Source organism: Staphylococcus sp. OJ82 (genome assembly GCF_000294465.1).
GTDB lineage: Bacteria > Bacillota > Bacilli > Staphylococcales > Staphylococcaceae > Staphylococcus > Staphylococcus equorum.
In genome coordinates this window covers 51,662-65,066 of the sequence record NZ_ALPU01000002.1, presented here as the reverse complement: position 1 = coordinate 65,066, position 13,405 = coordinate 51,662, and the positions used below count along the sequence as shown (strand labels likewise).

14 protein-coding genes are annotated in these 13,405 nt (G+C 30.0%); 1 reads left to right on the top strand and 13 read right to left on the bottom strand.

All coding sequences use genetic code 11. The annotated features are described in order from the left end of the window. Positions 1 to 29: 29 nt before the first annotated feature. The 13 genes from SOJ_RS01735 to cidR all read right to left on the bottom strand — a co-directional run bounded on the left by SOJ_RS01735 (position 30) and on the right by cidR (position 11,764). Positions 30 to 1,535: a phytoene desaturase family protein gene (locus SOJ_RS01735; RefSeq protein ID WP_002506343.1), complete on the bottom strand. Its 1,506-nt coding sequence runs from the start codon at positions 1,533 to 1,535 to the stop codon at positions 30 to 32. Continuing rightward, entirely contained in the window at positions 1,532 to 2,407 is an 876-nt protein-coding gene (locus tag SOJ_RS01730; RefSeq protein ID WP_002506342.1) for a phytoene/squalene synthase family protein, read from the bottom strand. The genes SOJ_RS01735 and SOJ_RS01730 overlap by 4 nt, the downstream gene beginning before the upstream one ends. Before the next feature lie 49 nt (positions 2,408 to 2,456). After that, positions 2,457 to 3,506 (bottom strand): glycosyltransferase family 2 protein, encoded by a 1,050-nt coding sequence (locus tag SOJ_RS01725; RefSeq protein WP_002506341.1) that lies wholly within the window; start codon positions 3,504 to 3,506, stop codon positions 2,457 to 2,459. A 71-nt stretch (positions 3,507 to 3,577) separates the two neighbouring features. Beyond that, positions 3,578 to 5,068: a phytoene desaturase family protein gene (locus SOJ_RS01720; protein WP_002506340.1), complete on the bottom strand. Its 1,491-nt coding sequence runs from the start codon at positions 5,066 to 5,068 to the stop codon at positions 3,578 to 3,580. Then, on the bottom strand, positions 5,069 to 5,545 hold the full coding sequence (locus tag SOJ_RS01715) for a hypothetical protein (RefSeq protein ID WP_002506339.1): 477 nt from the start codon (positions 5,543 to 5,545) through the stop codon (positions 5,069 to 5,071). It abuts the gene before it with no gap. Between the two features lie 64 nt (positions 5,546 to 5,609). Next, on the bottom strand, positions 5,610 to 7,121 hold the full coding sequence (locus SOJ_RS01710; protein WP_002506338.1) for an NAD-dependent epimerase/dehydratase family protein: 1,512 nt from the start codon (positions 7,119 to 7,121) through the stop codon (positions 5,610 to 5,612). Between the two features lie 271 nt (positions 7,122 to 7,392). Then, on the bottom strand, positions 7,393 to 8,118 hold the full coding sequence (locus SOJ_RS01705; protein WP_002506337.1) for a tryptophan-rich sensory protein: 726 nt from the start codon (positions 8,116 to 8,118) through the stop codon (positions 7,393 to 7,395). 24 nt (positions 8,119 to 8,142) lie between these two features. Further along, on the bottom strand, positions 8,143 to 8,622 hold the full coding sequence (locus SOJ_RS01700) for a glutathione peroxidase (RefSeq protein ID WP_002506336.1): 480 nt from the start codon (positions 8,620 to 8,622) through the stop codon (positions 8,143 to 8,145). Between the two features lie 2 nt (positions 8,623 to 8,624). Further along, complete coding sequence (locus SOJ_RS01695; RefSeq protein ID WP_002506335.1) at positions 8,625 to 9,068, bottom strand: MarR family winged helix-turn-helix transcriptional regulator; 444 nt, start codon at positions 9,066 to 9,068, stop codon at positions 8,625 to 8,627. A gap of 564 nt (positions 9,069 to 9,632) precedes the next feature. Then, the gene (locus SOJ_RS01690; protein WP_002511717.1) at positions 9,633 to 9,821 is read right to left on the bottom strand and encodes a hypothetical protein; all 189 of its coding nucleotides are present in this window, start codon (positions 9,819 to 9,821) and stop codon (positions 9,633 to 9,635) included. Positions 9,822 to 9,859: 38 nt separating this feature from the next. Further along, positions 9,860 to 10,234 (bottom strand): hypothetical protein, encoded by a 375-nt coding sequence (locus SOJ_RS01685; protein WP_002506333.1) that lies wholly within the window; start codon positions 10,232 to 10,234, stop codon positions 9,860 to 9,862. Positions 10,235 to 10,239: 5 nt separating this feature from the next. After that, positions 10,240 to 10,767 (bottom strand): acyl-CoA thioesterase, encoded by a 528-nt coding sequence (locus SOJ_RS01680; RefSeq protein WP_002506332.1) that lies wholly within the window; start codon positions 10,765 to 10,767, stop codon positions 10,240 to 10,242. A 109-nt stretch (positions 10,768 to 10,876) separates the two neighbouring features. Then, a complete protein-coding gene (cidR, locus tag SOJ_RS01675) occupies positions 10,877 to 11,764 on the bottom strand; it encodes a cidABC operon transcriptional activator CidR (protein WP_002506331.1) in 888 nt (295 codons plus the stop codon). 402 nt (positions 11,765 to 12,166) lie between these two features. Between cidR and SOJ_RS01670 the strand changes: the two genes are divergently transcribed. Then, positions 12,167 to 13,258 (top strand): acyltransferase, encoded by a 1,092-nt coding sequence (locus SOJ_RS01670; protein WP_002506330.1) that lies wholly within the window; start codon positions 12,167 to 12,169, stop codon positions 13,256 to 13,258. Positions 13,259 to 13,405 lie beyond the last annotated feature (147 nt).

The window sequence follows — 13,405 nt, the reverse complement described above, 5'->3', positions numbered from 1 at the left end:
ACCTTATAAGTAAATTAAACGCTTATTTTTCAGATGCCATTTTTTATATCTTCTAATATTTCTTCAACTGTTATTTTGGCACTGGTTAATACGATTGGCACGCCTGCCCCAGGATGTACGCTTGCCCCAGCAAAATATAAATTTTTGTAGTCTCTACTTACATTAGGTGGTCTATAGTAATTACTTTGTGCTAATGTTGGCATTAAGCCAAATGCAGAACCAAATTTGGCATTATAATCCCCTTCAAAATCATTGGGTGTATAGATGATTTCTGTAACTACATGTTCCTTTAAATTATCTAATGCTTTGACAGTAGCCAATTTTTTATAAATTATTTTTTTTACATTTTCTATAGATTGCTCATCAGACCAATCAACGTTTCCTGTCTTAAGTTCAGAAACTGGCATTAATATATAAAGACCAGTCTGACCTTTGGGTGCTAATGACTCATCTTCAACACTTGGTGCATAAACATATATTGAAGGGTCATGTGATAATTCACCTCCAAAAATTTCTTCGATATTATTGTTGAAATCATTGGAGAAAATAATATTGTGAATCAACACGTCCTCTGACAAGTCTTTATCTATGCCTATATACATTAAAAATGCAGAGCAAGAATAGTCCATTTCTTCAATTTTTTCATGTGTGTATTTTTTAGTTTGATTATCTTCATTTAATAGTTCAGATGCGGCATAAGGGAAATCTGCGGTACACAGTATTTTGTCATATTTTTCAATTTTACCATTTACTTTTAAACCTTCGGCACGCTTAAATCTTTGATCAATAATAATTTCTTCAACACTTGCATTCGTATAAATTTGAGTTCCTAATTCATAGTTTAATTGTTCAAGGGCATTTACAAAGCTATACATGCCACCCTTAATAAAATGAACTCCGAACATCAATTCAATCATCGGAATGATAGAGTACAGTGAAGGACTACGCTTAGGATCAATTCCTATGTACAATGTTTGAAATGCTAATAACTTTTGAATTTTCTCGTTATCTACGTATTTCTCAATTAAATTATCCGCAGTATCAAATGTTTTTAACTTCATACCTTGATATAACGTAAAAGGATTATAAAAGTCTGAAGGTTTTCTAAATGTACGCTCTAAAAAATATTTACGTGCAATTTCATATCTATTATATATATCAGTTAAAAAAGACATAAATCCGTGCGTAGAATTTGGTTCAATCGATTCTAGCATATCTCTTAATTGTGCAAGATCGGTAGGGACACGAATCTTATCTGTGTCACTAAAGTACACATCGTATATATAAGCTAACTGCTTAATTTCTAAATAGTCATTCATATCTTTCTGTGCGTAGTTAAATACGTCATGATATATTTCAGACATCATAACGATTGTAGGACCCATATCAAACGTAAAACCGTCTTGTTTAATTTGGTTCATCCTACCACCGATTTGCTTGTTTTTCTCATATACATCGACTTGGTGACCGTTTGCTGACAACCTTGAAGCTGCAGCTAAACCTGAAACACCGCCGCCTACTACTGCAATCTTCATATTTTTTCACTCCTATTATATTTAGAAACCATTTCATGATATATTTTCATTTTTTTAATTTTACTTATGTACACTTTTTTATGTAGCGTATAATCTGCTCTTCTTGCTTCTTCTAAGATTTCAAGATAAGCTCGGGAAGCTAATTCAATAATGTAGTGAACTTCTTCATCAAAATTATTCACACCATTTAATGCATTTTTATAAAATTGAGCAGCATCTTGAGCATAGCTTTCCCATAAATCTATATAATCCTGTGTAACCCCTGATTGATAAATCTCTTGTAAATTTACTTTATATTGGTTTAGCCTTTCTTCAGTTAAGTAAATTCTCTCATTTTCAAAATCTTCACCAACATCTCTTAAAATGTTTGTTAATTGAAGTGCTTTACCTAATTCGATAGCAGCATATTCTGCGCATTCAATATTTTTACTATTTTGCGAAGCTAATATTGGTGTTAATAATTCACCCACTGTTCCTGCCACACCATAGCAATAATTAAATAATTCCTCATCTGTAGATAAGTTTTTTAAATTTAAATCTGCTTTAACATAATGTATTAAAGTACGAAATGGTTCATGCGGTATGTCATAATAATTCAATGTATCATTAAAAGCATTCATTATAGCTTCATCACTATGATACTGTTCAAGTGAATTATTATAGATGCCTTCTAAATCTTTTTCTATTTTTGATAGCTGTTTTACATCTTTGTCTCTATCTATACTATCGTCAATAATTCGACATACTGCATAGATAGCCCATATTGCTTTCTTCTTTTTAAATTCTAAGAAATCAAATGCATATGAAAATGTTTTTGAATGAAACTTCATAACGTTGTGACAGTATTGGTAATCTCTCTCTAATTGATTCAATTATTTCACCTCTTGAAAAGATTTTATTTTATATTTATATTAAAAAGGCTTATAATTTTATATCTCTGTCTTTCCACTTTATCCTCTTAAATATATTTGCATCTAGCCATGATTTGAAAAATATTGCTAAAAAACATATAAAGAGAAATGGATGACAAGCACTCGCAGTCAAGGAAAAATTTCCAGTCCTGTTAATTAACAAATGAAATTGTATCGTATATGCGATATAAATGAGAAGTGACAGCATAATATAAATTATACTTAATTTTACTGATAATAATACCGTTAAACTAGAAACGACAGAGCCCATAAGCCATAAAATGATTAAAGAAAATGTACTTTTTTTAGTTGTTGTAGATCCAAGGGCAAAATGTTTACTCCAACCTTCAACAAGTGCCTTAAAACCTTGAGGATACATTCTAAAGTTAGCTATACCTTCACCTTCGTAGATTTCTACTGGCATATTTGCATCACTATAAGCTTTGCTCAATGCAAAACCTTCTATCACTTTATCCTTTGCATTTAAATGACCTTGCGTTTCATGGTAATCTTTTTTATTAGTTAGCATAATTGGACCAAACGCATTCTTCTTATCTTTGTTATTACTAGTAATTGAAAATTTATTCATACCTACTATTGTCATTAAATTAAATATTGCAGATATATTCTCATAAACTTTTTGAATCCTATGATAAGGTTGTATAGAAAGTAAGCCATGACCGTTTTGGCGTTGATATTGTTGCACAATTTTTTCAATACTTTCACTTCCGCAAAATTGTACATCTGCGTCGATAAATAATAATAAATCGTGACTAGCGTGCTTGCTACCTTCCCAACATGCACGGGATTTGCCTTTCCATGAAGACTTGTTGTCGATATTATAAACTTTCGCTCCATAACCTTGTGCAATTTCTTGTGTCTTGTCTGTTGATCCATCATTCATCACAATGACTTCTATCTCTTTATTATCTATTCCTGTTATCGTAGCAAGTAAGTTTGGCAAATTCTGCGCTTCATTTCTAGCAGGGATAATTAAGCTAACAGCCATTTTGTTATTTGGAAACTTCTCATCACTAATTTTTTGGCGTTGTTGATACATCAGGCGTCCACTTATCATGGACACTAGAACAAGTACAACCATGATCATGTAAAAAACAAACATCTTACCAACTACTTTCTATTTTGACTTATAATAGCCTCTGCAACTTGCATACCACTTAACGTTACCATAGGCATACCAGGGCCAGGATTAACGGAACCACCTACAAAATATAAATTTTTGAAATATTGACTATGTTTGGGAAACTTAAAACCATTGTTCTTTTTCTTGCTAGATACCACACCATAGATAGCCCCCTTATTTGAACCATAAGTTGTTTCTATATCATGCGGCGTCCAAGTATCTTCATAGACAATGTGCTTTCTTAAACCTTTTAATCCCATGCCTTCCAATTTATCTAATATGTTTTCTCGGAATTGTTGGTATTGTTTTTCAGTAAAATCTTGCGCTTGTATATACGGTATATGTGGTAGAACTTTTATATTTTCGTATCCTTTAGGCGCTTGAGTCTCATCTGTTTTATTAGAATTCACTACATAAATTGTCGGGTCTTGTGGTAATACATATTGATTAAATACTTCATCATAATTTCTTTCTGAATTCGATGAAAAGAAAAAGTTATGATGTCCTAATTCGGGATAGCTTTTATCAACACCTAAATGCATAACATAGCCTGAACTTGCTGGTTCGAATTTACGTTCCAATTTTTTTAACTTTTTCTCTTCAAAATGTAATAAGTTTTTATATAACGGTATAACTTCCATATTAGAAATTATGAAATCCGTCTCAATACGCTGACCATTTGCACATTCAATTTCAGTGATCTCATGTTGATTGTTATATTTCATGTCTATAATTTTTTGGTTTAAATGTATCCGAACGCCCAGTTCCTTCGCTAATTGTTCCATTGCTTCAGCTAATTTATGAATACCCCCTTCTACATACCAAAGGCCTTCTGCATGCTGCATTTGTGGTAATAATGATAATACGGCTGGCGCATCATAAGAAGAAGAACCGACATATTTAATAAAGTAGCCTAACATTTCTCTTAAATATGGACTCTCTACCCTACGGTTAATCGCTTGTTGCATTGTATGAAAATAATCAAACTCCTTTAATGCAGTAAAGGGACCATGATATCGAACAATTTCTAATAATGTATCTAATCCTTTATTGAAATAACCTTTTTCGGCAAACTTATGAATATTTTTCGCATAATCAAAAAATGTATTTAACTGATTAATATCAGTTTTTGTTAATGCGTCATTATTGATTAATGTATCTTCCATCGCTTCATACAAGTCAATAATCGTACCATCTGGATAAAAATTTCTAATTTGCATATCTAATTTTTGGATATGTACATAATCTTTTAGGTTTTTGTTGCTATAGCTAAACAATCGTTGAAATATTTTAGGCATTGTTAAAATCGAAGGTCCTAAATCAAAACCAAATTGCTCTGTTTTTAGCCTGTTAACCTTGCCACCGATATGATTATTTTGTTCATATAAGTCAACAGAATAACCAGCCTGTGCCATTCGAATCGCACTAGAAATACCACCTAAGCCACCACCAATGACTACTACATGTTCGTTATTCATTTAATCACCCTTTCTGTTAACTTTTGCAAGATAGTAACGTTCTAATTTCGGTCTATTGTAACGCTGTGCAATCATGCATGGCACGTTTGCTAACAATACATATATAACATTAATTACTTTAATCATTTTGGTGGCTCTCAAAAATATGACTACTGGGACAATTGAGAGTATATGAACGAGTTCTGCGCGTCTTGTTTCTATGATAAATTGATGCAACGCTTCAGAAGTAATAGATTTATCAAACTTTGACTTACTATAAATATTTGGATTAATCCGTTGCCCATCAGGCAAATAACGCTTCCAACGTTTTACTTTAAAATATTTTTGCCATAAAGCACCATTTTGTTCTATTGGCCAAATTCTAAAATATTTCAAATGGCGTTCTAGAAATGCATTAGTAACGAAGGTGCCCAATGTAGAAATAATCATTTGAATCATAAACCAGTACAGCACATTACCTATTATTAATTTTTTCATTTACTTAGCCACCTAATTCTTAATCCACCATCTAAATTATTTTTATTTAACACTTAATTTCGGGTTACAATAATTCAGCATTAGACATATTATTATTTCGAGCTAAGTATTTCTTTAACCCATATAATTTTGTAACAACCCCGCACGTAATAATAAGTGGTAAAATAAATTTTTTAACGTTTAAACTACCTTTGTTATTTTGAGATTTAAGGTTTAAATAGAGTTTAAAACTATTCATAACCGTCTTATGAAGTTTAGCTTGCGTATACTTATAGACCCACCAAGGTAAAGTAGGTTCATATTCTTGTAACGCAATAATACACTCATTAGAATTTAGTATTCTTCTAAATTCTAATCTAGCATTACCTCCATTAGATGCTAATGCAAAATCTCCACCAATAATACGGTATAAAACTCTATTTTGATCAGAAGCTTTTGTATCTTTTTCTAAAATAAGTAACTGTCTATTTAGTAAAGGAATTCTTATAGAAAAATGTGCTTCATTTAAATTACTATTAACTATATTTAAAGTAACTTTATTTAAAAATTGAGCATAACTTTCAGTGAGTTCACTAATATTTACGTCTTTGGGTAACACAACTCTTGAAATAGCTCTTACATCTTTAATAGACGTGTCGTATGATTTTTTAGGTTTACTCTTTTTATCTGTTTTATTTTGTTCTTCTGCCAAAGCATTGCGTACACTTTGTTTGTAATTTGTTTTTCCAATAGAAATGCCGTCCACTATGTTTTTTTTATTTCTTGTCATGTCATGGATTAAACTATCCATAAGCGGATAAACCATTTCTTTTGGCACTCCAGAAATCAATTTCACCCAAAATTTACTTAACCAAATTGGAATAATGGGTAAATCCATCGTCGGTAAAGATTTATCTAACACTTCGGCTGTCTGTTTAAATAAATCTTTATAAGTCATATGGTTTGGTCCACCAATATCTATTGCTTCATTATATGCCGGTTTACGTTCTACTACTTTAGAAAGACCGTCTATTACATCCTCAATAGCTACTGGTAATGTCGTATTATATGACCACGCTGGTAACACAAGTCCTGGCAAACGTTCTACTAATTTTTTTAATATTGGGTATGAGCTTCCTTTAGCACCAATAATTAACCCCGCTCTTAATGTACTCACTGGTACACCATAGTCTCCCAAAATTCTTTCACATTCTAAACGACTTTTTAAATGCGGTGATAATTCATTTGTATTCGGTATCAAACCACTCATAAATACAATATGCTTCACATTATTTACACTTGCTGCTTTCGCAAAATTATCAGCAAGCAAGGCATCCATATCTTCAAAGCTTGCTTGCGTTAACTTAGCAGAAGGCATCATAGAATGCACTAAATATATCGCGACATCTACATCCTCCATAACTTCTGAAATCTCGTTCAAATCAAATAAGTCAGCTGACTTCCATATCACATTGTGTTCATCTGATTTATTTTTTATATTTCTTGAAATAGCTACAATTTCATGATTTTCTTTTAGTTGTTTCATCAAGTGACTTCCGATATAACCTGAAGCACCTGTTAGAAGTATTCTAGTCATAAACTTACCTCCAATTTAATTATTAAAAGTGAGCAGAAAACATCCTTAACTTACATTTCATCAAAACGATGTAATAATGTCTTCGCCAAATTAATTCAATTTAATTATGAAGCTATATGTCTCTTAAAATTAAATTACCCTTATATAATTTAGCTAATCGTTAGCAGTTACGTGCCGTTGATGCTTTTTCATTTTGTGGATTCTGTTTATTACGAGTAAATATTTGATGTGTTAGTAATATCTTTCAACTCATATATTGAACAGTATGAGGTTAAATCACTTGTTTTTTCTTTCGAACACCAGTAGTAATAGAAATTATAATTAATACTAAACTTGTAATCAGTAGTGTAATGTCCAAGTTTAAATAGTCATTATTATTTTCACTATATATGGCGTATAAAGGCCATATAAGTACTAATGGAAATAACCAATCTTTGAAGGATATAGCTATAAAAGCACCGATTACTGTAGCTACAATAAGAAGAATAATTGTCCAACTTAGCTCATTTAATCCCAAAATTGTTTCAATATTATTACTTACGGCTAGAGTGAAGATATTAACTATAGTAGCTAAGGTAACCCAGCCAAAATAAATTGAAAATGGTAAGCGATTAAAGCCTTGATATTTATATAAGATTACGTAGATTTTTACAATAGTGTAAAGTAGCGCTACAATCACAATGACTGAAACTAATATCCACTTTTGTGTATAAACTATAATCCACAAACCATTTAATAGAAAATTAATAATAGGTAGATACTTTAATTGATTTACTAAGTTACTTGTTTTCGAATTTGAAACAAATAATTTAATGAGCCATGCTAAAATAAGTACATAAATTACACCCCAAATTGAAAATGCGAAGCCTGCAGGTTGAATAATTGCTTGTTTATCTTGTGCAACGTTACCAATGTTCCCACTATTCAAATAATTCATTACTATCATAATTAAAAATGCTATAAAATATAGAACAATCACTTTTCTTTGTCTAGTCATAATTCATCCTCCAATTTTCTCTTTTTACAATAGGGATTGTATCGTTTCTTCCATACTGTATGGACTATCTTTAGGACCGTATCTTTTTACTACCTCACCATTACGGTCAATTAAAAATTTAGTGAAATTCCATTTAATACTTTTACCCAATAAGCTTGATGATTCATTTTTTAATAAAGTAAATAAAGGACTCTCATTCTTGCCATTCACATTAATTTTTGAGTGTATTGGAAATGTAACCCCAAAGTTGATTTTGCATGTTTCAGCCACTTGCTCATTTGTACCTGGCTCTTGATTAGCAAACTGGTTACATGGAAAGCCCAGTACAACTAAACCTTGTTCTTTGTATTTTTGATAAAGTTCCTCTAATTCTTCAAATTGGCCACTCAACCCACATTTTGTCGCAGTATTTACTACAATGATGACTTGCGCTTGATATTCACTTAATTGATATGTTGAGCCATCTTTCTGTTTTACTGTAATATCATAAATGTTTTTATTCATCTTTAGCCATCCTTTAATAATTTACTTAAAGTTAATTCTAAATTATCCATTATTGCTTTAGCACGTAAATATTCATCCAGATCAAACTCTCCCGCAATACATTCAGAAATGGCCTTATGTACCGCATTTTTTTCTTGATGACCTTTTTCAGTTAGTGTGACAATCAATTGTCTTTTATCAGACTCAGATTTTTTCCTCTTAACCCATCCGGCCCGTTCAAGCCTCTTAAGTACAGGGGTTAAGGTATTACTTGCTAAATCTAATTTTCCACCAATAGATAGTAAAGTTTGTGGGCTCTCTTCCCACAATGCGAGTAATACAAGATATTGTGAAAATGTTAAACCAAATTGTTTAAGCTGTTGCTCATAAAATTTTCCGAATAAGCGATTAACATTATAAGCAGAAAAACATAATTGATTTGTTAATTTCATTTCTTCATTGTCCATCTTCGTCCACCTTTTCAGTTACTGTCAATTTATTAAAGTATAATTAATCGTGCGCGATTAATCAAATTTAAGTGTTTGAATAAATCAACTATTCTCTGAATAAAATTACATTTATTTTTTTGAAAATTTGCTTATAACTTGATATCAAGACAATATTATACTAATTGGGAGGTCCATATTACGTTTAATTATCAAAGCATATGTGTAATGACGAAATATCAGAGAGGAGTCAAAAATTAGTAGGAAAATGTTCTGTCTGCCAAAAAGATATTTATTGTTTAAATGGTTTCTTGAATGGTGAATATCAAGACAATCATTTATATTGCTTTGCATGTGCATCAAATATTGAAAAAGAATGAAATTATAAAAAGCAGTCACAAATTATTAAACTTGTGACTGCTTTTAAAATTCATCTATACTTGTCAGATTTTGAAAGGTTTAGCTCCAAAGCATAGTATGATTGAGGATGCATACTATAAAATAGGTAACCAGACACGTTCAAAATCGTGTTTTTAAATAATAGTAGTTTAGGATTCTTGTCGTATTCGAAAATGCTATATTACATTAGTGCGAGACACTTTTAATAAAGTTACTACTTTTGTACGCTTCTGTTAAAAGTTGTCCATCGTTTGATACGTAAAAATATTTTTCATCAAGTGTAGACACCTCTGTTGGGAAAAGCCAATATAGCTTACCTTTTTCAAAGGATTTGTCTTGTTTGATACATAAATATCTACATTCTGATATGCTCATTTATTGCTGCCTCATTTCAAGATAGAAGTAGCCCTGTATTATTTAATAATCGTGTTATTAAATACAAAACTAGGTTCTGCACCTAAAACGATAAGGAATATTTGTGAGTAAGCTACAAATTGGAATTTTAATATCATTTCATTAACAAATTTGAATTCATTATTTTGTTTAACTTTTTCAACTTCTCTTTCATATAACTCTAAAACAGAATCTCTAATTAAGATAGGTCTGTTGTTTTGAATAGCTTCATTATTATTTGAAAACATAAGTAATCCTAAATATTTATAATGAATACTTAATTGTCTTGTTAAACTTGCTATATATTCTAATTGCTCATATAACTGAGGAGATTCTTCTCTCAAAGTTTTTAAATCTAATTTGCATTGTGTGAGTTCATCCATTTCATTAACCATTTTTATCACTTCTCCAATTCCCATGGTTTACATAAATTAAGAGACTTAATTAATGTTTTACTTTGTGCTCTTCTCGCTTTACGCATTTTCGCTCTTTCTTCACCATACATATATAATGTTTTTTCATCTTCAGTCTGCGCTGTAATTTTAGGTACTTTAATTGATTTTTTGTTTTCATCTAAGGCTACAAACGTAAGAAAAGCGATAGCAGCAATTTTTCTTTCTGCTGTAATCATATCTTCCGAAATAACCTTACAAAATATTTCCATAGATTTTTCTCCTGTATAAACTACAGAAGATTCTATACAAACTGAATCAGATTGAGTAATAGGATGTAAAAATTCTACACTATCTGTAGATGCTGTGACACATTCTTTAACTCTTGCATGTCTTCTAGCAGACAATGTCGCATTATTATCGATTTTTTTCATCAATACGCCACCAAATAGTGTGTTGTAATTATTCAAGTCATTAATTAACACTTGATCGGTACTGACAATTTTACTATCGCTCGGATATTTATAATTTTCCATGAAAAACTCCCGTTCTATAATGTTTATGTCATAAATTATAGAGCGGGAGCATATAAATAGAAAATATCCTTTTTTTATAAGGGTATAAATTTTGTGAATGACTTTGCGTTTAATGGTGTAATAAGTAGTTTTCTTGTATAAATTTAATCCAATTTTTAGTTAATGAATCAACTATGATATCTTTTCTCCAAATAATGGCAAGTTCCCATTTCATTGAAGGTTCGTTAATACTAATAGCTTTCAAATCTTTATCCAATAAATCAAGTATCCCCTCAGGTAATATACAGATGCCCATATTATTTATTAACATTTCTTCTATAAAGCTCCATTGAGTCGTTTCAAAAATAATATTAGGATTAAACCCATAGTTTCTACACGTATTTTTTATTTTATCGTTTAAGTAAAAATCAGAATTAAATAAAATAAATTCTTGATGCTCTAAATCTTCAATATCAATCGTATCTTTATCAGATAATGGATGATCTTTATGAACTACAAGCTTTAATTTTTCTTCTAAAAAAGTGAATGTACTGAAGATTTTATGATTCGTCGGTAAGACAGTAATCCCCATATCCAAATCACCATAATATATGTCATTTTCGATTTTCTTACTTCCATTTTCAAAAAGTTGAAATGTTACATTTGGGTAAGAATCATGAAACTGAGAGATGAGTTTTATTAGTCTTCGAATATTAATAATTGTAGGGATGCCTATTTTTAAATGTCCACTTTTCAATTCTAAAAGATTACTTAATTCATTAGGGATGTTTTCATACATTTTTAGCATTTCTTTACATTGAAAAAAGAATGCCTCCCCTGCATCAGTTAAGTATATTTGGTTTTTATATCTATTAAATAATGTTACTTCTAATTCTTTTTCTAGTAATCTAATCGTATTACTAATTGTTGGCTGTGTAATAAAAAGTTTAGCTGCTGCTTTCGTCATACTTTTTTGTTTTACGACTTCAACAAAATACTGCATATGTCTAAGTTCCAATAAAATCACACCTTCTTTTATATTATGAATGTAGTGTTCTATAGTTCAATTATTTTTATATTTTATAATACAGAAATTTTTAGCATTATTATTAATTTTAATTTTAGCATGTATTGGAAATATAACACCATGGTTTATTTTTATGTTGTCTTATTATTTTCCAAGGAAATAGTTAGATTTACTATGTGCCCAACAAGTATATATTCATTATTTTATTTTAACATTTCAATACAATATATTAATAAAAATTAAAAATTCTTTGTTTTTTGTATAGATTAAAAGATAATTCTTAGATAATATTAAGCAATGTGATATTTAGCAATATTTATAAAATGTCTAATGAGTATATCATTTTGTGCATTTTATGTAAGAACAAGAGAGAACAACATGAGGAGGATCATTTTGAAGTATTTTGACGAGATTCCAATAATAAGGGCGATTGCAACACTACTAGTAGTATGCGTTCATTTATCTGTTTCATATACTAATAGTGAAAATAGTCAGAGTATGACAGTAATAGCAGGCTATTTAAGTCAAATCGCTAGATTAGGAACCCCTATATTTGCTGTAATCAGTGCATTTCTACTAACTAATTCTGCATTAAGACGTGGATTTGATTTGAATTATTTTATACGATCAAGGTTCACTAAAATATTTATCCCTTATTTAATATGGACAACTGTTTATTTATATTATTTGGGTGTAGTAGAAGTGACTTTAAACAGTGACACTAATTTTTTAGAGTATTATTTATATGGAACAGGAAATTATCATTTATATTTTATTTTAACTGTAATTGAATTTTACATATTGTTTCCTATTTTACAAAAAATCAAAAAAGGTATTCCTTTATTGTTAGCTTATGGCACACTAACTTTAGTGAATGCATTATGGCTTTTGTATAATCAACATTTTACTCTAGACATACCTATTTTAGGTACTTTTATTTCTAGTAGATCCTTTATCTTAAATTGGATTTCATATTTTATGTTGGGGATTGTTTTTGCCAAATATTATGAAGAAATAAACATAATGATTAAAAGATACAAAGCTGTATGTTTACCAATAATTACTGTATTATTTATATCTTTTTTATTATTTATAGATTTAGATAACTTCGTAACTTCATCCCATCCAATATTCTTATTGTATATACCATTTTTCTTAGCTCTTTTAATTTACTTTAATGCTCTTATTAAAAATAATAAATTAATTATAAAGACATTAACTCATATAGGTAATTACTCTATGGGAATATATCTAGTGCATCCATTAGTGAAATGGCTCGTGCACAAAATCCCAGTTTTTGACAATAGAGATAGTTTCTTCCTATACGGTCTTTCATTTGTAATCATTGTAGTTATATCAATTGTGATTATCGGGTTACTCATTAAGATACCTAATGGAAATTATATTGTACCAGTACCTAAGAAATCAAAAATCGTTAATAACTCTAAAAATAATCTAACTAGCGAACCAGCTACTATTGATTAAATAATTGCTATAAATTTTTAGTTAATACGCTGATTATCATAATACTTATATTTAAAAAATCCCGCTATCACTTTATTTGATAACGGGATTTTTGTATTATAAGTAATTTTTAAGCGACAGTTCTATGTTGCTGACTAATATGAGTAA